This is a genomic window from Pedobacter sp. Bi27 (assembly GCF_918698255.1).
Lineage (GTDB): Bacteria > Bacteroidota > Bacteroidia > Sphingobacteriales > Sphingobacteriaceae > Pedobacter.
Window position 1 is genome coordinate 1,009,976 of record NZ_CAKKMW010000002.1, and the last position, 24,168, is coordinate 1,034,143.

Below are 24,168 nucleotides of genomic sequence, written 5' to 3' on the forward strand. Positions count from 1 at the left end.
TCCTCCGTGTGAAACTCGGTAACCTCTGTGGTAAAAAAAGAAAACAATGGATTATAAACAATACTTCGAAAAAGCAAGGCAGGCAAGCCGTACCTTGGTTATCCTTGGCAAAGAAACGACAGATGCTATTCTAACAGATCTGGCTGCTGCTTTAGTGGCAAATACGGACGAAATTCTTGTTGAAAACGCTAAGGATTTAGCAAAAATGCCCATCGAAGATCCCAAATACGACAGGTTAAAGTTAAGCGCAGCGCGTATTGCTGATATTGCGAATGACCTTAAAAATGTTGCTGGCTTAAGTAGCCCGTTGGGTAAAATTATTTCAGATAAAACGCTGGAAAACAAGCTTCATATACAAAAAGTTAGTGTGCCTTTAGGTGTTGTGGGTGTAATTTACGAGGCTCGTCCAAATGTTACTGCTGATGTATTTTCACTCTGTTTTAAAACAGGAAACGTTGCTGTGCTAAAAGGAGGTAGTGATGCTGAGTTTTCGAATCTGGCTATTGCAAAGGTGATACACGAGGTTTTGGATAAGCATAAAATCAATCGCGATGTTTTAACCTTATTGCCAGCCGAAAGAGCCGCAACCGAAGCTTTATTGAATGCAAGGGGGTTTGTAGATGTTTTGATCCCGAGGGGAAGTCAATCGTTAATTAATTACGTTCGCGAAAACAGTAAAATCCCTGTTATTGAAACTGGTGCTGGGATTGTACATACTTATTTTGACAAGACCGGTGATTTGGAGAAAGGCAAAGCGATCATTTTTAATGCAAAAACCAGAAGGGTAAGCGTTTGTAATTCGCTTGACTGTGTACTGATTAATCAAAATCGGCTTGATGATCTGGCTGCGCTTTTATCTCCCCTGGCTGATGGCGATGTTGAGTTATATGCTGATGAAAAAAGTTTTGAGCTATTAAAAGCTTCTTATCCTGCACAGTTGTTAAATCAGGCTAAGCCTGAACATTTTGGAACAGAGTTTTTATCTTTAAAGCTAGCGGTTAAAGTAGTGGCTGATTTAGCTGAAGCTTTGAATCATATTGCCGATTATAGCTCTAAACATAGTGAAGCCATTATTTCTGAAGATGCCGCTAATATTGCCCAATTTTTAAACGAAGTAGATGCTGCTGCGGTTTATGCCAATGCCTCTACCGGATTTACGGATGGTGCACAGTTTGGCCTTGGTGCCGAAATTGGTATCAGCACACAAAAACTCCATGCCCGCGGACCAATGGGGCTGGAAGAATTAACCAGTTATAAGTGGGTGGTAAGGGGTGACGGACAAGTAAGGGACTGATTGGTTTTATTGTCATTCTGAATGCAATGAAGAATCTGCATACGATGGAAAACAGTCATTAGATTTGTTGCCTTCAGTATAAATGTTAGCGCAATGCAACTAAATAAAGATTCTTCGCCGGGCTCAGAATGACAGCATAATATTATAATTCAAAAACCTCTCCTCTTTCAGGTACGGCTACGTTAAAACCATCTTCTTGCAAAGCTAAAGAAAGACTTTGCAGACTTTTATCTTCACCATGAACCAAGAAAACTTTTTTGGGTTGGCCAGTTTGTTTAATTGTCTTCACTAAATCGTTATGATCGCCGTGGCCACTGAGCAGATCGGTTTGGTGTATCGTGGCGTAAACCATCATTTCCCGGTCTTTAATGCGGACAATAGGTGCTCCGCTCAATAGCTTGTAACCGAGAGTTCCTTTTGCACAGTAGCCAATAAAAAGAATGGTGCAATAATAGTTCTGAATGTTGTAATACAGGTGATCCTGAATCCGCCCGCCTTCTAACATGCCTGCCGATGAAATGATAATACAAGGATCAAAATAATTGGAAACATCTTTACTTTCTTTCATCGTTTGAACGTAAGCAAGATGCTCAAATTCAAACTCATCACCCATGGTTTGGTAAAAATCTTTCGCTTCCTGATTTACCAGGTTATGGTGTTTGCGGTAAACCTCAGTAGCTTGGATAGCCATGGGACTATCTACAAAAATCTGAATAGGTGGCAATAGTTTTTTGGTGAAAATCTGGTTTAAGGCAAATACCAAGGATTGCGTACGGCCAATGCTAAACGCAGGAATAATCAATCGCCCAGGGCTTTTAATGCAGGCTTCGGTAATCTCCTGGACTAATCTTTCCTCTAAGGTCTGATCTTTGGTATGCACCCTCCCGCCATAGGTTGCTTCGCTTACCAGGTAGTCAACCTCTGGCAGCGGCTCAGGGTTAACCAATACCGGATAGTTCTCTCTGCCAATATCGCCTGTAAAAGCAATTTTCTTCTCTACGCCATTATCGTTTATGGTTAAAATAGCTGCAGCAGCGCCAAGCAAATGGCCAACTGGCACAAAGGTTAGACTAATATCTCCGTTTATTTTGAAAGGCTTGTTAAAAGCAATGGTTACAAAACGATCGATCGTATCCATTACATGTTTGTGCAGGTACAAAGGTTTTGGTCCGCTAAAATTGCCGCGTTTAGTTCTGGGCTTTCGGCCTGCTTTCCTTAAGAAAAGTTCTACAGAATCGAATAATAGTATCGATGTAAGATCGGCTGTTGGTGGTGTACAGAGTACCTGGCCGTCAAAACCCAATCGAACCAGTGTAGGTAAATTACCAGAGTGATCGATATGGGCGTGAGTTAGAATAACCAGATTGATGCTTGCCGGATCGAAAGGGAATTGCTGGTTTTCTTCTTGGTAGGTTTCCTTCTCATAATCTAATCCGCAATCTATCAGTATTTTATAGTGTCCAACTTCTAGCAGGTGCATACTTCCTGTTACTTGTTGTGCTGCGCCCCAAAACGTTAACTTCATCTTCTTGTCTATCGCGTAAAATCTTTAGCCGTAAAGTAATATAATTGAAGGGATTTTTAAACAATCAAGCGTAATATTTTAATTATTATTCGTCTTGTTGTCTAAATTTTAGTGCCCTTAATATTTCACTTTTTGCCTCTTCCGAAAAATCTTCTAAATCTGATAGTAAGATCGTTTTGTCTAATAGCATAGCGATGATCGTATCAAAAAACCACGAATTTCTCATACCATCGTATCTCCTGGCGATGTGTTTATCGAAATCTTTTACAGCGGTAAAAATTTTATAATAATCATCTCTATTATCTTCAGGCTGTTGTTTTTTCCATTGGTCTAAAATTTCGGAGAATACCTGCATTTCTTTTTTTAGTTCCCGTTGTAAAGCTACCTCGAATAACTTTCTGGCAACTTTGTTGTCTGCTTTAGAAAAATCCATTATGTAAATTTATGTCATAAAGATAAGAATGTCATTAGATAACCGGCTTAGTCCAAAGAAAAGATTTTTATCTTTGAAGAAAAAATATTAGCCATGCAAGAACCTTTTGATATAGAAATAGGGCCAATTAATTATTCAGTTTTTCCGGAGGGAAATGATTCGTATACCATTTTTAAAGATGGAAGAGAATACATTCAGATTCAAAAGGATACTTCATCTATCTGGTTAAAAATGGACTACAAAACTGAACTTCCAATTTTTGAAGAGGACGAAGAAGTGAATGCAATTGGGCAGGCCATTGAAAAGTATGTGCCTGAAGAAGATGAGGAAGAAGACGAGCTATAATAAGTAATCCTCAACAAGGTTTGGCTTAGCCAAGCCTTGTTGAGGATTTAAATTTAAGCAAGAAGCTTTAATAATTCTTCTGCAACTTTTTCTGATGAAGCGGGATTTTGTCCGGTAATCAATAAGCCATCAACTATGGCATAGGGATTCCAATCAGCTATCTTGCTGTAATGTCCACCATTTTTTATCAACATATCCTCTACTAAGAAAGGCACAACGTTTGTTAATTGTACAGCTTCTTCTTCGGTATTGGTAAACCCGGTTACATTTTTTCCGCTAACCAGATATTCACCATTTATCTTTACATCCTTAAGCACTCCCGGAGCATGACATACAAAAGCAACAGGCTTGTTGGCGTTATAGAATTCGGCAATGAGCTGTTGTGAAGTTGCGCTTTCTGCTAAATCCCAAAGTGGTCCGTGGCCACCAGGATAAAAAACGGCATCATAATCAGCCATCATTATATCGGCCAATGGAATGGTGTTTTTTAATTTGGTCAAAAGAACAGTGTCTTTGTCCATTCTTTTCGTCGTTTCGGTTTGAAAAGAAGGGTCTTCACTTTTAGGGTCAATTGGTGGTTGACCACCCTTTGGTGAGGCCAATACAATATCGATACCTCTGTCGGCTAAGGCATAATATGGCGCTGCCAATTCTTCTGACCAAAAACCTGTTTTTAAACCTGTATTTCCTAATTCGTCGTGGCTTGTAAGCACGAATAAAACTTTCTTATTCATATTTTTAATGCTAAGTGTATCACAAAATTAGTGCTCTTGAATAGGGCAGCAAAGGACTTCAATCACAAATTTAATGTGCGCAAAATCACACTTTTGCGGAAAGCCTGCTTAAGGTTTCTCTAGAAATGCCCAAGTATGCTGCGATTATTGTTTTAGAAACCCGTTGCATCAATTGCGGATACTGTTGAGCGACTTGTTCAAAACGCTCTTTCGGGCTTGTGGTCAAAAGTGATAAAACTCTTTGCTGTAACGCTACGTAGCCTAAACTGTTCTTTATCCTGAAAAAATGCTCCATTTTATGGCTTTCGCTGCATAGCTGATCTAAACTATCCTTGCTAATGGAGAGTAGTTCGGAGTTTTCTAAGCAACTGATGTTGGTAATCGATTTAACATGCCCATAAAAAGCCCTAAAATCGGAAAGCCACCAGTTTTCCATTGCAAACTGAATGATATACTCTTTACCATTGGCATCTGTAAACGTAGCCTTTAACAAACCTTTAACTACAAAATAAATGTGATTAACAAATTCGTCTTCCTGGATGAGGTACTGGTGTTTTTTAAGCGTTTTAGGTTTGAAATGTGCTGCTATATGCTCAAACTCCTGATCGGTGAGGGAAATGATTTCTTCGAGGTGTGTTTTTAATTCAAAACTCATGCTATAAATTTAACTAAATTAAGCATGAAACTCATTTTTTGATTTGGGAATGAGGTAAGGTGAAAATAATAAGGCCCGATTTTTTACTGATCGGGCCTTCTGTCTTTTAAATGGTTTACCTTGTGCAATTTGCAGTCCAGGTTTGCCCATCTTTTGAAACCAAAATTTTAAGGGTACTGGCATCAATACTAATACCTGTTAAACCTGAGCCAATACTTACATAACTGTTGTCGCCGGTTTTTTCAAACTTTACACCTGTAATATCAGGAATTCCGTTGCCAAAGTAAAAATTATACGTTTCGCCAACTTTGCTTACTGTTACTTTACCATCGGTACTGTTAATGGTAGTCTCACCACTACGATAAGAAACGGTTCCTTTGTAAGTACCCACGAAGAAATCCCTATCTGCAGGATCGGTATCTTTTTTACATGATACCATTACGGTTAATGCTATTAAAAGCATGCTGAAAATTTGAACTGTCTTTTTCATCTCTTTCACTTTTTAATTTTAAATAGGTAATAAATGTAACATGGCTATGACAATGACTATGCCAAACGAGTCATTCATGCCTTAAAAATAGTGAGAGAATAAAATAAAAATTATAAAAAAATGAGTGTTAAAAAGCTGTTTAATAGGTTTTTATGAGTGTTTGTGGTCGCGGTTTTCATTCACGCTGCCTATAGCAGATTTTTTACGGCTGCTAGCGTTCACCAACAAATAAAACTGTTCAGTTTAGAAGAACGCGGGCCAGTTTATTGAAATTCATGTAGACCGATACCTGAAGAAAAAAAATTTTCGCCGCTTAGAGTAATCAAAAAATGATATACTTCACGTTATTCTTTGGTATAATTTGAAGGTCCGTTAATGTCTACTGTTTTGCCTAAAAAATGTGGTTTTCTGCCAATTAAAATATCAATTGTAGATTTTACAACGGCAAAATATTCTCTAAAAGAAGCATATTTGTAACCCTGATAAGTTCCTTGATCGGCAGCAAAGCCATATGATTTAACGCCTAATTTATTCCCGATATTGATACATCGGTTTAAATGATATTTTTGTGAAACCAGAATGGCGGTATCAACCTTAAAGATATATTTAGATCTATATAAGGTAGAGTAGCTATCAAAGCCAGCATAATCAAGATAGATCTTATTGGTATCAACACCATGTTCGTAACAATAAAGTTTCATCACCGTTAATTCATCGTGTGCATCACTACCGTTATCTCCTGACAGCAAAATTTTATCAATTTTATTGTTTTTATAAAGTTCGATACCAGCATCGAGCCTATCTTTTAAGTATTTGCTAGGTTTATTATTGTTAATGCCTGCTCCGAAAATAATGGCCACTTTAGTTTTTGGTGCATCTTGTTCGTTCGGGTAAATCGCCGGATCAGTCTGGTGCTTTACGAGCAAGTTGATACTCAATACCACAATAACCCCTAAAATGAAGGCATAGAATAGTAGTTTAATAATTTTTTTGATGATCATTTATTGATGCGTTAATTGTTTGTTTTTTTGCTCTGTGGTTTTGGTTATCTTTAAGATCGCGGCAATCTTTTTATCCAGATCTAAATTGTCAGTATCATCGAAAGGCTTGCCAATTTCATATGGCTTGTATTTCTTACCAAACCTATACAACTGATAATAATTGGTACCCGTTAAACCATAACTAACAATTACCTTATGTTTTTTATTGTAGCTGGGGTTAACAATTTTATCGAAATCTTTCACCTTGGTTAAGGTATGGTTTTTGGGATTAACAAGGTAAAGATTGTAGAAAGAATTTCCTCCCCTGGCACCTGTATCTTCGAAAATTAGCAGATCTTTTATTCCATCATTGTTATAATCTTCGTAAGTGATATTGTGTGTGATTTGACGCATGTCAATGTTTTCTTTCCAAAAAATCTTATTGGCTTTTGGCTCACTTTTACCAAAGTAAATGTTGGCGTTGTATATTTCTGCAAATGGTTTTCTTTCAATTATTAAGTGTTGTATAGCCAGTATATAACTTTTATCTACAAACGGGTAAATATATTGCCATTTACCTTTTGCTTTTTGTTGGTGAAATATTTTTTGGGCAAATGAATAATTGGTAATACTTATAAAGCATAAAAGGAGGATTAGTTTCATGGAGAATGTAAGGAGCCGCATTAATGTTAGCAATAAATTTTTTAATAGAAAGCATTGGTGCCAAAAAAATCAAACTTTGTCAAGATAGCAAATAAGTAAATAGGTTCTTCCCAAATGTTTACCCTGCCCAGCCATCCCTATCCAAACTCCTGTAATTAATCGATTCGGCCAAATGCTCGAGCTCTACATTTTCACTTCCGGCTAAATCTGCAATGGTTCGGGCGACTTTTAAAATCCTATCGTAAGCGCGGGCTGATAAGCCTAACCTTTCCATTGCTGTTTTTAATAAAATAGTGCCAGCCTCGCTGATCTGACATACCTTGCGAACCATTTTCGGGCTCATTTGGGCGTTACAGTGCAGCTCCTCTTTATCAAGAAAACGTTTGTCCTGAACTTCCCGGGCTTTAATTACACGTTCCCTAATGTGGTTGCTTCTTTCTGTGTCGGCGGTGGAGGCTAATTCTGTAAAATTAACCGGCGTTACTTCTACATGAAGATCAATCCTGTCTAGAAGCGGTCCAGATATTTTACTCAGGTACTTTTGAACCACCCCCGGTGCGCAAACACAATCTTTCTCCGGATGGTTGTAAAAACCGCATGGGCAGGGATTCATTGAGGCCACCAGCATAAAGCTGGCCGGATACTCTACCGAAAATCTTGCCCTTGCTATGGCCACTTTACGGTCTTCTAACGGTTGGCGCATTACCTCTAAAACGGTACGCTTAAATTCGGGTAGCTCATCTAAAAACAAAACGCCGTTATGGGCCAGCGATATTTCTCCAGGCTGTGGGTTCATTCCCCCGCCTACTAAAGCAACATCACTAATGGTATGGTGCGGGGAGCGGTACGGACGGATGGTCATTAAAGCATCGGCAGCAGAAAGTTTTCCAGCAACGGAGTGGATTTTTGTAGTTTCTAAAGCTTCGTTTAAATTTAGTGGGGGTAAGATAGTTGGCAAGCGTTTGGCTAACATGGTTTTGCCTGCCCCAGGCGGACCGATTAAAATAACATTGTGACCACCTGCTGCAGCAATTTCCAATGCTCTTTTAATATTTTCCTGGCCTTTAACATCGGCAAAATCGTGCTCGTAATTATTGATGTTTTTTAAGAATTCTTCTTTCGTATTGATTTTAACCTGTTCCAATGTTTCACTCTTATTAAAGAAAGCAATTACCTGAGCCAGGTTTTCTACGCCATAGGCAATTAAATCGTTTACAATGCCAGCCTCGCGAACATTTTGTTTCGGTAAAATGAAACCTTTAAAGCCATCTTGCTGTGCTTGGATTGCGATGGGTAAAGCGCCTTTAATGGGTTGAATGGTACCGTCTAAAGAGAGTTCGCCCATGATGAAATAGTCGTCCAGTTCGTCGGCGGGAATTTGCCCTGATGCTGCTAAAATACCTATGGCTATTGGAAGATCGTAGGATGAACCTTCTTTTTTGATATCTGCAGGTGCTAAATTGACTACAATTTTCTGCTTCGGCATACGGAACCCCGAAATATTAATGGCGCTGGCCACACGTTGAAGACTTTCTTTTACCGCATTATCTGGCAGGCCTACCATATAGTATTTTGTACCTGCGCTAATATTCACTTCGATGGTTATGGTTAGTGCATTTACGCCATAAACAGCACTCCCGTATGTTTTTACAAGCATTGATTTTAATTAAAATAAATTCGGATGTAAATTATTCGGGATGAATATTATAGGCTAATATAATTAATAATCTTTAATTTTAGTTAAATGTTAAAATACTAACAATGCTGAAAATTTTATTGATTATATTTTTTCTAATTCCGAGCCAACAACTTTATTCACAAGGGAGGGGTGATACCGTTAAAATAGATCTGAAAAAAGCAAAGGAAAACTATGTTTACTCCTCAAATGAAGTAGATGCACCCGCTCACTTTCCTAATGGAGAAACCGCATGGAGAAGATATCTTTTAACTAATTCAAAATATGCTGAAATGCCTAAAACGGATAGGGCTATTGGAAAGGTGTATTTGTTATTTGTAATTGAAAAGGATGGTAGAATAACGGATGCAGTAGTTACACTAGGGTTAAATTTAAAGTGCGATCAAGAAGCATTGCGGTTACTGAGAACTTCTGAAAAGTGGATTCCAGCAACTTTAAAATCTAGAAAAGTGCGTTCAAAGGGAAGTCTCAGTATCAGTTTTGGTTTGAATTAGGTTGATTAAACTGTCTTTGTTAAATAAACCTGATTGGACGATCCCGACTTTATGTAGGGACAGGAAAAGCAAGGCTATAACCTCTATGGAATACTGAACCCCCATTTCCAAAACCAATAAACAAAAAATCCCAACCATTACTGATCGGGATTTGTATTATTTTGAAAGATGCTGAAACAAGTTTAGCATGACGCGCCTACTAAGGCTTACGCCCTAAACCCTCTGCCCTAAACCTTTAAACTATCTGCCAAATGGCATTTTAGGCATACCCTTCATCATTGCTGCTGCGGCTGCCGGGTTAGAAAACTGCTTCATCATTTTACGCATATCTTCAAACTGCTTAATCAGCTTAGTAACTTCTTCTACCTTGCTGCCCGAACCTTTTGCAATACGTAAACGGCGGCTTTGCTGGATAGCATCAGGGTTTTCTTTTTCAAATGGAGTCATTGAATTGATAATGGCTTCGATTGATTTAAAGGCATCGTCCTGAATATCTACATTCTTCATCATTTTGCCTACACCCGGTATCATACCCATCAAATCTTTCATGTTACCCATTTTCTTAATCTGCTGAATCTGGTTGTAGAAATCGTTGAAATCGAATTTATTCTTGCGGATTTTTTTCTGAAGTTCTGCTGCCTCTTTCTCATCGAACTGCATCTGTGCACGTTCAACAAGCGAAACCACATCACCCATACCCAAAATACGCGATGCCATACGGTCTGGATAGAAAACATCAAGTGCTTCCATTTTCTCGCCGGTACCGATAAATTTAATTGGCTTGTTTACCACCGATTTAATTGAAAGCGCTGCCCCACCGCGGGTATCGCCATCTAATTTGGTTAAAACAACACCCGTAAAATCAAGTCTGTCATTAAATACTTTGGCTGTATTTACGGCATCCTGACCAGTCATCGAATCTACCACGAATAAAATCTCGTGCGGTTGAGTTTTGGCCTTAACTTCAGATATTTCGTTCATTAAAGATTCGTCGATCGCTAAACGACCTGCGGTATCAATAATGATTACATTATTTCCATTTTCTTTACCATGTGCAATACCTTCTAAAGCAATGCCAACAGGATCGTTTGAGGCACGGTTAGCGTAAACTGAAACACCAACCGAGGTTCCTAAAACCTCCAATTGATCTACAGCCGCCGGGCGGTACATATCGCCAGCAACCAATAAAGGTTTTTTACCTTTGCCTTTTAAATGCAAAGCCAGTTTACCCGCGAAAGTAGTTTTACCCGCACCGTTTAAACCAGCAATTAAGATAATGGTAGGATTTGCTTTAGTATCTAACTCTGTAACTTCGCCACCCATTAAGGCTGCAAGTTCATCGTTCATTATTTTGGTAAGCAATTGACCTGGAGAAACGGCGGTAAGCACATTTTGCCCCAAAGCTTTTTGCCTTACATCATCGGTAAATGCTTTTGCTGTTTTATAGTTAACATCGGCATCTAATAATGCTTTACGAATTTCTTTCATGGTTTCTGCCACGTTGATTTCCGTAATGCTGCCTTGTCCTTTTAGTACTTTAAATGCTCTGTCTAGCTTGTCCTGTAAATTATCAAACATCTTTTTTTAAGCTAAAAGCTTTATGCCGAAAGGCAAAAAGCTGGTTGTTTTTAATAAAAGGCAAATGTATCAAATTTTGCTTGTAAATCTTAGCAACTCAAAGTCAAAACTTTAGGAAGATGAATATTAAATTTTTCTTTTGGTGCAACATTTTGTTTAAGGCATGGTCTTATACCTAACTAACCTAAACGAATGAAACGCTGCATCCTCCTTTTTTTTATATTTATTTGTGCTTTTTCCCAAGCGCAGGATATTTCGAAACAGCGCCAACTGGAAGCAAAAAGAACGCTGAAAATCCCCAAAATAGATGGTATTTTAGATGATGAGTGTTGGAATAATGTTCCAATAGCTACTGATTTTATTCAGATCAGGCCAAATCCGGGAAAGATAGAAACTCACGATCGGCGTACAGAAATGAAGGTGCTTTATGATGATGTTGCGATTTATGTTTATGCCCGGATGTACGATCACCCCGACAGTGTTTCGCACGAGTTGGTTTCGAGGGATAATATTGGCAATGCCGATTTCATTTCAATTATTGTCGATCCCTTTTATGATAAGATGAATGGAAATGGCTTTTTCGTTACCGCTGCCGGTGTTCAGTTTGATGCCAAATACTCGCAGGTGGGTGATGAAGATGCAAACTGGAACGCTGTGTGGGAAAGTGCTGTTAAAATTGATGATAAAGGCTGGACCTGCGAAATGAAGATCCCTTATTCGGCCTTGCGTTTCTCTGGTAAGGATGTCCAAAACTGGGGTTTGAATTTTAGCCGCAGGATACAACGGAGCAATACGCAGACATTTTGGAATTTTGTAGATCCTAAAGTTAACGGTTTTATCAATCAGGAAGGGTTGTGGATGGGCATAAAAGATGTTAAACCTCCGTTAAGATTATCTTTTTCGCCATATATTTCAGCTTATGTAAATCATTATCCGGTTAATTTGCCTGGGGTAAAAAACACAACCTCACGGTTTAATGGGGGGATGGATGTTAAATACGGAATCAACAATAGCTTTACGCTGGACATGACTTTAGTGCCTGATTTTGGGCAAGTGCAATCTGATAACCGGATACTGAACCTCACTCCTTTTGAAGTGAAATTTAATGAAAACCGACAGTTTTTTACCGAAGGAACTGAATTGTTTAACAAAGGTGATCTGTTTTATTCGAAGCGAATCGGTTCTATTCCATCCTATTATAATTACAGTGGGGTAGGCAGCAGTGATAAAATTGTGAAAGATCAAACTGAAGCTAAGGTATTAAACGCCACAAAAATTTCAGGACGGACAGCAAAAGGCCTGGGGATTGGGATATTTAATGCCATTACCAATAGCATGGAAACTGAGGTAGAGGATGTTCAGGGTAACCTTCGTATGGTAGAAACACAGCCGCTCACCAATTATAATATTCTGGTTTTCGATCAGTCGTTAAAAAACAACAGTTCGGCTACGTTAATCAACACAAATGTACTTAGGCAAGGTTCTGCTTACGATGCCAATGTAAGTGCGCTGCTTTTCAATTTAAACAATAAAGGCAATAAATATTTTGTAAATGGCGGGGGCAAAATGAGCTATTTACGGGGTGAGGAATCGAGCACGGGTTATAGCTACACCTTAAGGTTTGGAAAACAGAGCGGCAATTTTACCTGGAGCTACAATCAGGTATATGCAGATGATAAATTTGATCCATCAGATATGGGTTTCTTTACCAATAACAACTTTTTAGATCAGCGGATAGGCGTTGGTTATAATGTATACAAGCCAAGCAAATGGTATAATCAATTTGAAAGTTGGCTTAATTTAACCTATTCTCGCAGGGCAATACCGAGCGCTTACCAAAAAATTGGTACAAATGCGGGGTATTGGGTTCAATTTAAAAATCAATGGTCGGCAGAGTTTGATTTAAGTGTAGATAGAAAGGGGAACGACTTTTACGAAGCCCGAAATGGACAAATGTATCAGGCGCCGGGAAATTTTGGTGTTGCTTTGTATATAAATCCAAACCGCGCTAAAGCTTATAATTTCGGTGGAAATGTACGCTATTTTGAACAGCATCTTTTTTGCGGTAAACAGTATAACTTTTACTTTTTCCAGAACCTGAGGTTAAATGATAAGATTGCTTTTGGTTTAGACCTGAACTTTAACCCGAACTACGATTATGTAAACTGGGTAACCGCACAAGGTGATCAAGCTATTTTCTCTAAATATGACCGCAGAACGGTAGAAAACTCATTTGATGCTAAATATACCTTTACCAACTTAATGGGGCTAACCGTTGTACTAAGACATTACTGGAGTGATAGAAGAAATAAAGAATTTTACCTGCTACAGCCTGATGGCCATTTAACCGATTATCAGGGGCCAACATTAACCGCGGTGGATAGAAACTATAATGTGTTTAATATTGATTTGATTTATACCTGGCAGTTTGCACCCGGTAGCACCCTTTCTGTTTCGTACAAGGATGCGGCCGAAACTTATGATACTTTTTATACGCAACGTTATAATAAAAATCTGAGCGGAATTTTAAATGCCCCTCAGAATAACAGCCTCTCTGTAAAGGTTTTATATTATGTTGATTATCTCGATCTGAAGAAAAAAAGAAAAAAGGTTTAAGTTTTGGGTCGTTTTAAACTTGGGTCTAAACTCAAGGCTAGGAAATGTGCACTAAGGACTAACCTTACCTTGCTTTACCAGGGCTTACGCCGAATTTTTTACTAAAAGCACTGCTGAAATGCTGTACCGAAGAATAGCCCAGTTCGTCGGAAATATTCTTGATATTTTTGCTGCTATCGGCCAGAAGTTCTTTGGCCCGCATCAATTTATAATCGCTTAAATAGCCAAAAACGGTATTCTGGAAAACCTCTTTAAAGCCTTGTTTCAGTTTAAATTCATTTATGCCTGCAACCTTTGCCAATTCGGTTAAACATGGCGGATGATTGGCATTGGCTAACAAATATTCGCGTGCATAATAAATGCGGTCTTTATCGTAGGTGGATTTAATAGTAGAAGTGTTGGTTTTTTTTGCTGCAAGTTCAAAAGCCTGGGCTTGTAATGCCAAAAGTTCGAGGCATTTAGACTGCAGAAACAAGAGCTTTAATCCACCGGTAAACTGGCAGTTCATAATATCATTTATACAACTGTGCATGGCTAAGCTGATGGGCAGGTTTTCTGATGAAAGCTCTACCGAACGGTTGTTCATGATTTTGTCGGCAAAGTTTTTTAGCAAAGTGCTGCTTTCGCCAGTTAAATCAACAAAACGTGATCTTTCGAAATTTACCTCGAAAAATTTATGCGGACCCCCGACCGAAAATTCTGCCATCCCATCAAAATCAGGGCTGTAAATAATATTGTGCTGATTGGCTTTAATATCCAGGCGTTTGTTGGTGAGGTAATTTTCCATAATGCCACCGCCTGTAATTGAAAAATGAAGCTCAACCATATCGGGCTCATCAAAAGATTTAATGCGCAGGCGGCTCTTTTTCACAAGCATATCGCCGTAAACAATGTAAATACCCGAAAAAGCGATCTCCACAATCTCTGCATCGCCAAAGGGAAAGCTGTATTTGTCTCTTCTTTCGGTTACCAGTGCCTGATTAAATTCGTTATTGTCGAACTTGTTACCAACAATATAGTATTTATCGTCACCATCGTAAATGTTTAAAGCCATAAAATCCTTTTGATATAAACTTTAATCCTTTTGGTATAAAAAGATGCGTTTGTTAGACAACTACTTTTGTTCAAAGTTACTAAACAAAAGAATACGATGCCAAAATTACCATCATGGCTGGCCAACACAATGGAAAAAGTGATCAGCAATAAAATATATCAGGTAGAAGTTGTAGAAACTAAAATGTTAAGCAGCAACTTAAAGTGCGTTACCTTTAAAGGCGATTTTTTCGATGCTAAATTTATTCCTGGAATGGAAGTGCTGTTTAGGGTTAATGCCAATGAATATAGGCATTATACTTTATCTAGCTTTGATGAAGCGCACGAAACCTGCGAAGTTATTTTTTACTTAAACAGACAAGGGCCGGGCCATAGCTTGGCTGTGAACATCCAAAAAGGAGACCATTTGAAACTTATTGTAGATCGCGCGAAGGTAAAATACAATGAAGAATCCAATCAGCATTTCTTTTTTGGCGACGAAACCAGCCTGGGCCTGTACGAATCTCTTGGAAAAAAAGTGATCGACGAAGATGTTGAATACTTTGGAGTTTTGGAGCTTCAGGAAGAAAACCTGAGTTCTGTTGATCACCTTAAGTTATTGATCGATACCGTGCCTTCTGATGTAAATGCCCCAGCAATAAATGCCATTAACTGGATGGAAAATATGCATCCATTATGCTGGGAAATGTGGCAAAATGCTACTTTTTATTTAACTGGCAGGGCCAAATCGGTACAACAGTTTAAAAAATACCTAAAGCAAAGAGGCGTAAGTTTCAGGCAGATTATAACAATGCCGTATTGGGAAATAGGTAAGGTTGGTGGCGCCTAAACCTATCTGGGGAAGGTAAAGCCAAAACCCAGCGCTAAAGTTTGGTTCGCCTGTATTTTGTTTGTTCCCGTATCATCATCAAATAAAAGTACCCCTGTTAAACTGGTGTTCATAAAACGGTTAATTTTTGCTGTTAAAGCAATGTCTAACCTGTGGTCGATTTTACTTGCCTTAAAATCTTTATATGGAATGAACATGGCATATCGCGCTTTTAGATTTGTATTGGTAAAAATATCCTTATCGAAAGCACTTACAATTTGAAAAGCCAGTTCGTTTTTAAAGTTTTTTCCTTTTTCAACTGCATAAACTTCCTTTTTATTATCATAAACCGCTGTGTCGAGTACAAAAGTCTGTCTGGCTGTACCTGTACCAATCCGGGTTGAGAAATATTTAACGGGTTTATACTCAAAACCGATTGATTCGGTTAAATAACCTGGTGCCATAAATTTAGAAATCAAAACCTGTTGTTCATCTCCATTCCCATCCCTAAAGTATCTGAATCCTTTATCAAACTGAGATTCAAAACTTATCGATCCAAAAAAGAACCAGCTTTTAGATAGTTGGAAAGACGCTTTATTGTCCCAAAAAATACGGTCGTTGGTTTTCTTTTGCAGCTGATCTTTATTTTTGATTTTACCATATTGCAAAACGAGCTCGCTGATATAGCTATAGCTGTTTTTATTGTATTCTGCTTTCCAGTTTAGCAAGCCACCAACAGCCACAGAGTTGGTACCTCCACCTTTCCAGTTGTTACTGAACTGGGCCTGGTTAACATTGATACCGATGTTGGTTCTTGTTTTCCAATAATTAATCTTGGCGTTTACCACCAAAGGCTTAATTTTTACCGGTTCAAAGTTTAATGGTCCTTGTCTGCTCGGCAAAGGACTACGCTTTAACTTTATATTCAGGTCTTTTGTATTGATCGGAATAGTATCAATTTCCTGTGCATATAATTTTGTAGAGCAGAAACTTAGAATCAGGATTATGGCAGCTAAACAGTTCTTCATTACCTACAAAGAAAACGAAAAATTTTAGAGATAAAAAGCATTTAACAAAATGATTGTCAGATTGACAATTGAATTGGAGGTGAAAACTATTGTTTCAGATCTTTTTAAACCAGCCGTACCAATTACCCTTTTTTAGGTAATTTAAATTATCTTCATTTTCATAGGCTTCCTGCTCAAAAACGATGTTACGGTAGGCTAAATCATGGTTTCGGCATTTAATAAGATTAACCAGGTAGTTAACCAGATATAAAATATAAAAAGGGAAAATAAGCAATTCTAATTGCTGGCGTAAGTGGATTTTTTCGTGGTTAATAATGATCGGATCACTTTTAAACCGCGGCGATTTTAACAAGATAAATGGAAAGATTGCCATGCCCGCTGCCGGAAGTTTTTTAACGATTATAATTGGCACCCTCACAGCTTATCGATGGTTATTTTAGGCAATGGAGGCAATTGCAATGCTTTCGGGTTTAACCTGTAGCTTTTGTAGGCATTTCTGATAAACTGGTTAAAAGAATAATCAGTAGCATCGAGCACAAACTGATAAGTTGGGCGGTATTGCTGCATAAAATCAATGAGTTCAGCATCTTTTATGCCTAATACCTGGCTAACCAGACTGGCACTGAAACGATAATCGATCAAGTCTTCACGATAGTCTTTTTCAAGAATTTTTTGAAGGTGGCGGGCATTTCTTCCTTGTCTGCTTAACAGATTATAGATCGCATCGATACCTAAACCTACACCGCCGTTACCTAAATTCAATAAATCTTTACTACTTCCTTTCATGGTTTGGTAACGATATTCCTGAACATTTTTTTCGTATTGCTGCTGCGGACTTAATCTTTTTTGTTGAATAAGTACATCGCGCAGTCTTATGCCCAACGATCTGAGTTGAAAGTATGCGGCAGTTTGCCCCTTAAAAACAATAGTATCTACTCCATAGCCCGATAAAGCCGCAACTAAGGTATCACCCGGCAGCGCAAAGGTGCTAAACTCGCCCTTCGTATTGTTGTATAAACCATCACCTGTGCGGATGTTATAAATATAAACCTTGGCCAAACGCTGCTTGGTTTCTTTATCAATAACAATCCCCTGCACAGGTTTATTCTGTGCATGAAGCAACATAGAGAAGCCGAAAACAAGTATAAAGGGAAGAAAAAATTTCATTAAGCTACAAAACTACAAATATCTGGCAGGCTATGCTTGTACTTAACATTATTTAACCTTCAGTATCTGACCCAGTTTAATGGCGTCGGTACTCATTTCGTTCAGCATTTTTAACTGATCAACCGTTAAATTAAAACGTTTTGCAATATTATAGAGTGTATCTCCTTTAACAACGGTATAAGTACCATCGGCAAGAATGGGTTTAGCTCCGGCAGGTGGGGTTTCCACTGGCGTAAATTTAGCCTTTTCCTGCGAAATATTCTGGTTGATTTCTGAAAAGACACGATCCTCCCTGGCAATCTTTTGCTTTTCGCTTTCTGGTTGATCGTATTGGTAAAGCTGGTATTTTTCGATGGTATTGATCAATAAATCCGGATATTTTGGATTGGTGGCATATCCGGCTGTTTTTAATCCCTGCGCCCAACTTTTGTAGTCATTTTTGTCCAACTGGAAGAGAAAGCTGTAGCGTTTGCGCTTTAAAAACTCAGAGTGATCCCTGAAAGATTCGCGGGCATCTTTATATACCCTGAAACAGTCGTTTTTTTGATCATCGTCCCGGAAGTAGTTTTTTCCCTTCCAATCTGATGTACATTTAATGCCAAAATGATTGTTTGCGTATTTGGCCAGGTCGCTATTTCCACTGCCCGATTCTAAAATTCCCTGCGCCAATGTAATACTTGCAGGGATCCCGTTTGCATTCATTTCTTCAACTGCCACTCCTTTAAACTCATCAATGTAACTTAAAGTATTGTAACTTTTGTACGAATTGTTGTTGGCTTTGTTGGCTGCTTTTTCTATCTGTTTGTTGTTTTTAGAAAATTTCCGTGTACCGCAAGAACTAAAAAATAGGAGGATTGCTGCTATGAGGATGTAATGGCTGTATGAACGCATTGATGTTATGATTTGTTTAATCGGTTAATTGTTGGAATTGGTTAACTGTATGGCTTTATCGACTTTGGATTAATGACCCTGGACTCAAAACTTCAACTTCTGTCCTGGTTTTAAGTTCACTTTTTTTATGCCGTTTTTCTGCAAGAGGGCTTTAACGGTGGTGCCTTTCTTTTTTGCAATTATACTTAGGTTGTCTCCAGGTTTTACGGTATAAGTTTTAGCTGTTCTTCTGCTTTTGCTGCGGCGGTGAACCGGTGCTGCATAAACAGGTTCTTCATATCCCTCTGGCCTTTCATCATATTGGTAGAGTTCGTATTTTTTAATTAAGCCAATTACCTGGCTGGCCCAGCTTCTACTGCTGGCATAACCGCAACGGCGGATTCCGTAAGCCCAGCCTTTGTAATCGTATTGATCGTATTTTTCGAAAAGATTATTAAAAGGCTTGCGGGTTTCCATAATTTCTACAAAATGGCTGTAAGATTCATCCGCATTTAAATAATCGCGATAGGATGAACGGATTTCGGCATTGTTATTCGGGCCTTTTACTCCAAAATGATTATTAAGGTGTTGTGCGATTTTACTGTTTCCTGCAGCCGATTCGTGTATGGCAACAGCTAAAATAACGCTGGCCGGAATTTTATGATCGTGCATTAAACCCTGTGCATATTCTACATGCTCTGCAATATATTCTTCCGTATCTTGCGCGCTTGCAACAATCCCTGTTAAAAGGAGCAGACAAAAAGTAAAGATTTTCTTCATTTCTTTTTTGGTTAATAGACCATGGTTTAAATGGTTGATAGCCTTGGCTTATAAGCCATGAGCCATTAACTATATGCCATTATCAGTTCTTCCTAATCACAAACAAACCATCGCGAACAGGTAATATCAGTTTCTCAACCCGTTCATCTGCAGCTATTTTATCATTAAAACTAGTAATATTTCTGGTGTCTTTATCCTGTTTCTCCTGCAGTACTTTTCCACTCCATAATACATTATCCACAATGATAACCCCGCCCGGACGAACGCGATCAAAAATCATATCGTAATAGGGGCCATTATTTTTCTTGTCGGCATCGATAAAAACAATGTCGAAAACTTCGTCTAAACCAGCTATTGTGGTGGTGGCATCGCCCAAGATATAGTTGATCTGATCATTAAATGCAGATTGCGCAAAGTTGCGGCGCACCATATCTTCCAATTCCTCATTAATATCCAGCGTATACAACCTGCCATCTTTGGTTAAACCTTCAGCAAGGCATAAAGTAGCATAACCGGTAAAAGTGCCGATTTCTAAAATTCTTTTTGGGGAAATCATTTTGCTCAGCATGCTTAAAACCCGGCCCTGATAGTGGCCAGATAACATGCGGGGCATTAAAACTTTAAGATTGGTTTCGCGGTCTATCTGTTGAAGCAATTCGCTCTCAGGTTCGCAATAGGCAATTAGTAAATCCTGTAAATCGTCGTTTATTAGGCTCATTTGTTGGTTATAAACGGTTACTTTCCATAAAATATTGTAAAATGATGGTTGCGGCAATGGTATCAACGCGATCTTTATCTCTTCTGTCCATTTTTTTTAGTCCACTTTGCATAATGGCCTGATGGGCAAGTTTAGAGGTAAAGCGCTCATCAACCCAATGTCTTGGGATATCGGGGAATGATTTTTTTAGCAGTGTAGCAAAACCCTTTACATGTTGTGCCGAATCAGAGGGAGAACCGTCCATCTGTTTAGGATCGCCCAATACAAAAGCCTCCACCTGCTCGGTGAGCATATATTTTTTAACATATTCGATCACATCTTTCGGGTGCACTGTATCCAGTCCTGTCGCGATAATCTGCAAGGGATCGGTTACCGCGATACCGATGCGTTTTGTTCCGTAATCAAATGCGAGGATCCGTGCCATAAAAATAGTTAAGCGTTGGGTGTTCGGCGTAAAGCGTTTAGCCCCGTTTAAAAAATAAAAGTCAAAGGTAAGGTTTTTGGAATAATAGGTAAACCTAAGCGGTAATGCTTTGGTAACTGTATGTTATTGGTGTTTGTGGCTAAAAAAATGATTTGTTCCATTTTTTGGAAATCAAAACCTGTAGTACTTGGGAATGTTGGGTCCTGCTGTATGCTTTAGCCCTCATGCTTCGGGCTGCCGCTCCCATCAGGTTTTTTGATTCAGGCTTGTACGGTTTGGGTGAAGTTGGAGGGCGTATTATAACAGGATATAAATATCGTTTAAAAATAAAAATCAATGATAAGGTTTTAGGAAATGGGTTTTTTAGCAAAAAGGCTTCTTCAGCACCCATCTAAACCCTATTGCAGCGGCATCCCCAAATTAGTTCAATTTGGGATATAGCGGAAAGAGGGGCTGAACTGAACAAAAGCACTACCGAAACCTGCTTTTCTAAAAAATAAAATGTCTTTTTAATCTAAAAAACACAGATTCTGAAACAAGTTCAGAATGACGAGGCTGTGAATCTCATATCTATTTCTTATTTTGCACCAAATGCAGTTTAAAGAAATCATCGGACAGGAAAGAGTGAAGCAACAATTGGTGCAAACGGTTAAGGAAAACCGCATTAGCCATGCGCAACTGTTTTTGTCGCCTGCTGGTTCTGGCGCTGTACCGCTGGCTATTGCCTACGCACAATACATTAATTGCCTTAACAAAGGCGAAAATGATAGTTGTGGCGAATGCTCGAGCTGTAGAAAATACGAACGTTTAATTCATCCCGATCTCCATTTCTCTTATCCTTTTTTTGCTTCTGCGAGTGTAAAAACAGCTGTAGATGTGTTGGAAGAATGGCGGGGCATGTTAATGCATGACCCTTATTTTGATATGGATATCTGGCGTTCTAAACTCGATGCAGCTAATAAACAGGCTAATATTAATATTGCCGAATGCCACGATATTATTAAAAAACTAAGCTATAAAGCCTTCGAAGCCGAAACCAAGGTTTTAATTATGTGGCTGCCCGAATATTTGGATAAAGCCGGAAATGCGCTACTTAAATTAATTGAAGAGCCACCCGCAAATACTTTATTTATTTTAATTGCACAAAGCCAGGATCAGATTTTAACCACCATTTTATCCAGAACGCAAATTGTGAAAATCCCAAAACTTTCGTCGGAAGAAGTAACCGGGTATTTATTGAATTCGAGGGGATTAAGCGAGCGCCAGGCCATGGATTACTCATTTTTGGCCGATGGAAATTTAATTGAAGCAAAAGCACTGGCTGCCGATACGCAAAGTGATAGTTCTGGTACATTTACGGCCTGGTTGAGAATGGGTTTTGGCAACAAAGTGCCCGATCTGATCGAGTTTACTGACGAGGCCGCCAAGTGGGGAAGAGAAAACCAGAAGAATTTTTTAAAATATGGCGTAAATTATTTACGCGAGTGCTGTTTAATTTTAAGTGGTGCTGAAGAATTGGTGAAATTACCTCCCCTAACCTTCGAAACGGCTAAAAAACTCAGTACACACGTACTTACCTTGCCTATGGCAGAGGCTATAATCGGCGAACTGGAAAAGGCACATTACCACATTGAAAGAAACGCAAACCCGAAAATTCTGTTTTTAGATGTATCTTTACAATTGGTAAAAATTATCAAGTTTAAAACGCTCCCTGCGGGGACTCAATATATATACAATTAATATGGGATGTGGAAGTTGTTCAACAGGTGGTGGTTGCACCCCTAATGGATGCAAAAGTAATGGCTCATGTGGCACCGGTGGTTGCCAAACAATGGAAGTTCACGATTGGCTATCTAATTTGGATATGCCTTCTAATTATAAACCTTTTCAGGTTACAGAAATCAAATTTAAAGGCTCACGCAAAGAGTTTTTCCTTAATAACGATAACATTTACCTCGAAATTGGGGAACTGGTTGCCGTTGAAGGGCCAACTGGTGGTTTTGACGTGGGGCACGTTTCGCTTACGGGCGAACTGGTAAGGATCCAGATGAAACGCCGTAAAACGTCGCTTGATCAGGTAACCAAAAAAATCTACCGTAAGGCTACAGAAGCTGATGTAGAAAAATGGAATGCCGCTAAAGGGATGGAGTGGGAAACGATGCACAAAGCCCGTAAACTAGCCTTAGATCTTCGTTTACAGATGAAAATCAGTGATGTAGATTATCAGGCCGACAAAACCAAAGCCACTTTCTTTTATACAGCAGATGGACGTGTGGATTTTCGTGAGCTCATTAAAAAAATGGCGGAGAGTTTCCGTATCAGGATTGAAATGCGCCAGATCGGGATGCGTCAGGAAGCTGGCCGGCTAGGTGGAATTGGCTCCTGCGGTAGAGAACTGTGCTGCTCCACCTGGTTAACCAACTTCAAAACCGTATCTACGGCTGCAGCGCGTTATCAAAACTTATCACTAAATACTTTAAAGCTTGCAGGGCAATGCGGTAAATTAAAATGCTGCTTAAACTATGAGCTGGATACCTATCTGGATGCTTTAAAAGATATTCCCGATAGAATTGAAAACCTTGATACTGAGGCTGGTTATGCCCGTCATCAAAAAACAGACATTTTCAAAAAAATCATGTGGTTCAGTTACCAGGGTGATGAAAACTGGATTCCTGTTAAAGCTGCGCGTGTAAAAGAGATCATGGCAATGAACAAGGCGGGCAAAAAAGCGCCTAACTTAAAAGAAGAGGCCGTTCAGATTGCTGCGCCAGTTGTAGTAGAAAAACCTTTCGATTATGAAAATGTAGTTGGTCAGGATAGTTTAACCCGTTTAGATGAACGCTCGAGGGGTAAAAACAACCAGAACAAAAACAATAATCAGAAAAACAGCCGCAATAACAACCAAAATAAAAGAGAAAGAATTCCTGTCGGAGAGAAAAATGCAGGCCCTAATAATAGAACTCAGCAACCTCAACAGGGTGCGCAGAAAACTCAACAAGGCAGCAAACAACAGCCTAATGGACCAAAGCCACAACAGGCAGTACCTAAACCACAGCATGTTAATGGGCCAAAACCTCAAAACAATAAGCCAAAACAACAGCAGCCACAAGCACAAAAGCCTGTAGTAAAAGCTGAAGGAAATGTAGCGGCCGAGGGTGTTAAGCCAGAACAGAGCAAAAATAAAAACAGAAATAACCGTAGGAAAAACAATAACCGCCGAAACAATAATAATGGCTCAGAAAATAAACCTGCTGCTGAATAAAAAGCAAATAATTTTGCTTGGCTTTTTATTCATTACTTCGCTATTTGTTAGCTGTACACCCAGCGTAATTGATAGTAATGTAGAAATTGCCAACCGCAGGTGGACCTACCGTAACCATATTTCGACACCCTTTGAGGTTAAGGATAATACTAAGGCCTACAACATTTATTTTAAGCTTAGACATACTGCCGATTATAAATATGCCAATATTTTTATCCTTGCCCATTTTAAAGATGGCAAAAAGATGATAACCCGGCGTTATCAATACAAACTCGCCAAAAATGATGGCGAATGGTTGGGCAGTGGTTCCGGGAATGTATTTAGTTATAGCCTGCCGATGTTAACCAACCATCATTTTCCCCGAAATGGTAAGTTTGAGATCGAAATCGAGCAGAATATGCGCGATAATCCACTTTTAGAGGTAAGTGATGTTGGTTTATTGATTGAAGAGGCAAGATAAGTTTTGTTTTCACTTAGCATCTTATTAATTATTTAACCTATTGTCCTTATTTATTTGTCTTTGACAGGGTTTTTCGAAATTTTATTTGGAAAAAT

General features: G+C 38.9%; 25 protein-coding genes. 8 read left to right on the forward strand and 17 right to left on the reverse strand.

Features of this window, described 5'->3' with window-relative positions; translation table 11 throughout:
* Window positions 1–46 precede the first annotated feature (46 nt).
* The gene (locus LQ227_RS09740) at window positions 47–1,294 is read left to right on the forward strand and encodes a glutamate-5-semialdehyde dehydrogenase (RefSeq protein ID WP_230143060.1); all 1,248 of its coding nucleotides are present in this window, start codon (window positions 47–49) and stop codon (window positions 1,292–1,294) included.
* Between the two features lie 142 nt (window positions 1,295–1,436).
* Here LQ227_RS09740 and LQ227_RS09745 read toward each other — a convergent pair whose 3' ends face one another.
* Together LQ227_RS09745 and LQ227_RS09750 are read right to left on the reverse strand one after the other, a co-directional pair.
* Window positions 1,437–2,819 (reverse strand): MBL fold metallo-hydrolase RNA specificity domain-containing protein, encoded by a 1,383-nt coding sequence (locus LQ227_RS09745; RefSeq protein ID WP_230143061.1) that lies wholly within the window; start codon window positions 2,817–2,819, stop codon window positions 1,437–1,439.
* A gap of 85 nt (window positions 2,820–2,904) precedes the next feature.
* Window positions 2,905–3,252 carry a hypothetical protein gene (locus tag LQ227_RS09750; RefSeq protein ID WP_230143062.1) on the reverse strand — a complete coding sequence of 116 codons (348 nt, stop codon included), beginning with the start codon at window positions 3,250–3,252 and terminating at the stop codon, window positions 2,905–2,907.
* A 93-nt stretch (window positions 3,253–3,345) separates the two neighbouring features.
* On the opposite strand from LQ227_RS09750, the gene LQ227_RS09755 reads away from it, so the two are divergent.
* Window positions 3,346–3,597, forward strand: coding sequence for a hypothetical protein (locus tag LQ227_RS09755; protein WP_230143063.1), 252 nt, complete (start codon window positions 3,346–3,348; stop codon window positions 3,595–3,597).
* 53 nt (window positions 3,598–3,650) lie between these two features.
* On the opposite strand, the gene LQ227_RS09760 is transcribed toward LQ227_RS09755, so the two are convergent.
* From LQ227_RS09760 to LQ227_RS09785, 6 genes are all read right to left on the reverse strand, one after another.
* The gene (locus LQ227_RS09760) at window positions 3,651–4,331 is read right to left on the reverse strand and encodes a type 1 glutamine amidotransferase domain-containing protein (RefSeq protein WP_230143065.1); all 681 of its coding nucleotides are present in this window, start codon (window positions 4,329–4,331) and stop codon (window positions 3,651–3,653) included.
* Between the two features lie 85 nt (window positions 4,332–4,416).
* Window positions 4,417–4,986, reverse strand: coding sequence for a Crp/Fnr family transcriptional regulator (locus LQ227_RS09765; RefSeq protein ID WP_230143067.1), 570 nt, complete (start codon window positions 4,984–4,986; stop codon window positions 4,417–4,419).
* A 115-nt stretch (window positions 4,987–5,101) separates the two neighbouring features.
* Window positions 5,102–5,476, reverse strand: a complete 375-nt coding sequence (locus tag LQ227_RS09770; protein WP_230143069.1) for a hypothetical protein — start codon at window positions 5,474–5,476, stop codon at window positions 5,102–5,104.
* Window positions 5,477–5,820: 344 nt separating this feature from the next.
* Window positions 5,821–6,477 (reverse strand): vancomycin high temperature exclusion protein, encoded by a 657-nt coding sequence (locus tag LQ227_RS09775; RefSeq protein WP_230143070.1) that lies wholly within the window; start codon window positions 6,475–6,477, stop codon window positions 5,821–5,823.
* Window positions 6,478–7,119, reverse strand: coding sequence for a hypothetical protein (locus tag LQ227_RS09780; RefSeq protein WP_230143071.1), 642 nt, complete (start codon window positions 7,117–7,119; stop codon window positions 6,478–6,480).
* 118 nt (window positions 7,120–7,237) lie between these two features.
* Window positions 7,238–8,776, reverse strand: a complete 1,539-nt coding sequence (locus LQ227_RS09785; RefSeq protein WP_230143072.1) for a YifB family Mg chelatase-like AAA ATPase — start codon at window positions 8,774–8,776, stop codon at window positions 7,238–7,240.
* 104 nt (window positions 8,777–8,880) lie between these two features.
* On the opposite strand from LQ227_RS09785, the gene LQ227_RS09790 reads away from it, so the two are divergent.
* Window positions 8,881–9,309, forward strand: coding sequence for an energy transducer TonB (locus tag LQ227_RS09790; protein WP_230143073.1), 429 nt, complete (start codon window positions 8,881–8,883; stop codon window positions 9,307–9,309).
* A gap of 240 nt (window positions 9,310–9,549) precedes the next feature.
* Here LQ227_RS09790 and ffh read toward each other — a convergent pair whose 3' ends face one another.
* Entirely contained in the window at window positions 9,550–10,887 is a 1,338-nt protein-coding gene (ffh, locus tag LQ227_RS09795; protein ID WP_230143074.1) for a signal recognition particle protein, read from the reverse strand.
* A gap of 192 nt (window positions 10,888–11,079) precedes the next feature.
* Here ffh and LQ227_RS09800 point away from each other — a divergent pair, with 192 nt between their 5' ends.
* A complete protein-coding gene (locus tag LQ227_RS09800) occupies window positions 11,080–13,503 on the forward strand; it encodes a DUF5916 domain-containing protein (RefSeq protein ID WP_230149179.1) in 2,424 nt (807 codons plus the stop codon).
* A 64-nt stretch (window positions 13,504–13,567) separates the two neighbouring features.
* On the opposite strand, the gene LQ227_RS09805 is transcribed toward LQ227_RS09800, so the two are convergent.
* Window positions 13,568–14,557, reverse strand: coding sequence for a helix-turn-helix transcriptional regulator (locus tag LQ227_RS09805; protein WP_230143076.1), 990 nt, complete (start codon window positions 14,555–14,557; stop codon window positions 13,568–13,570).
* A 96-nt stretch (window positions 14,558–14,653) separates the two neighbouring features.
* On the opposite strand from LQ227_RS09805, the gene LQ227_RS09810 reads away from it, so the two are divergent.
* Window positions 14,654–15,385, forward strand: a complete 732-nt coding sequence (locus LQ227_RS09810) for a hypothetical protein (protein WP_230143078.1) — start codon at window positions 14,654–14,656, stop codon at window positions 15,383–15,385.
* A 2-nt stretch (window positions 15,386–15,387) separates the two neighbouring features.
* Here LQ227_RS09810 and LQ227_RS09815 read toward each other — a convergent pair whose 3' ends face one another.
* From LQ227_RS09815 to ruvX, 7 genes are all read right to left on the reverse strand, one after another.
* Complete coding sequence (locus tag LQ227_RS09815) at window positions 15,388–16,392, reverse strand: DUF3078 domain-containing protein (protein ID WP_230149181.1); 1,005 nt, start codon at window positions 16,390–16,392, stop codon at window positions 15,388–15,390.
* Window positions 16,393–16,486: 94 nt separating this feature from the next.
* Complete coding sequence (locus LQ227_RS09820) at window positions 16,487–16,765, reverse strand: hypothetical protein (RefSeq protein WP_230149184.1); 279 nt, start codon at window positions 16,763–16,765, stop codon at window positions 16,487–16,489.
* A 41-nt stretch (window positions 16,766–16,806) separates the two neighbouring features.
* A complete protein-coding gene (locus LQ227_RS09825; protein ID WP_230143084.1) occupies window positions 16,807–17,559 on the reverse strand; it encodes a hypothetical protein in 753 nt (250 codons plus the stop codon).
* Window positions 17,560–17,607: 48 nt separating this feature from the next.
* Window positions 17,608–18,450 (reverse strand): glucosaminidase domain-containing protein, encoded by an 843-nt coding sequence (locus LQ227_RS09830; protein WP_230149186.1) that lies wholly within the window; start codon window positions 18,448–18,450, stop codon window positions 17,608–17,610.
* Window positions 18,451–18,534: 84 nt separating this feature from the next.
* Window positions 18,535–19,209 carry a glucosaminidase domain-containing protein gene (locus tag LQ227_RS09835; protein WP_230149188.1) on the reverse strand — a complete coding sequence of 225 codons (675 nt, stop codon included), beginning with the start codon at window positions 19,207–19,209 and terminating at the stop codon, window positions 18,535–18,537.
* Window positions 19,210–19,291: 82 nt separating this feature from the next.
* A complete protein-coding gene (locus LQ227_RS09840; protein ID WP_230149190.1) occupies window positions 19,292–19,927 on the reverse strand; it encodes an O-methyltransferase in 636 nt (211 codons plus the stop codon).
* Between the two features lie 7 nt (window positions 19,928–19,934).
* Window positions 19,935–20,351, reverse strand: a complete 417-nt coding sequence (gene ruvX, locus LQ227_RS09845; protein WP_025141594.1) for a Holliday junction resolvase RuvX — start codon at window positions 20,349–20,351, stop codon at window positions 19,935–19,937.
* 591 nt (window positions 20,352–20,942) lie between these two features.
* On the opposite strand from ruvX, the gene LQ227_RS09850 reads away from it, so the two are divergent.
* The 3 genes from LQ227_RS09850 to LQ227_RS09860 are packed head-to-tail and all read left to right on the forward strand — an operon-like array spanning window position 20,943 to window position 24,073.
* Window positions 20,943–22,091 carry an ATP-binding protein gene (locus tag LQ227_RS09850; protein ID WP_230143091.1) on the forward strand — a complete coding sequence of 383 codons (1,149 nt, stop codon included), beginning with the start codon at window positions 20,943–20,945 and terminating at the stop codon, window positions 22,089–22,091.
* Between the two features lies 1 nt (window position 22,092).
* Window positions 22,093–23,613 (forward strand): regulatory iron-sulfur-containing complex subunit RicT, encoded by a 1,521-nt coding sequence (ricT, locus tag LQ227_RS09855; protein WP_230149192.1) that lies wholly within the window; start codon window positions 22,093–22,095, stop codon window positions 23,611–23,613.
* On the forward strand, window positions 23,582–24,073 hold the full coding sequence (locus tag LQ227_RS09860) for a gliding motility lipoprotein GldH (RefSeq protein ID WP_230149195.1): 492 nt from the start codon (window positions 23,582–23,584) through the stop codon (window positions 24,071–24,073). The genes ricT and LQ227_RS09860 overlap by 32 nt, the downstream gene beginning before the upstream one ends.
* Window positions 24,074–24,168 lie beyond the last annotated feature (95 nt).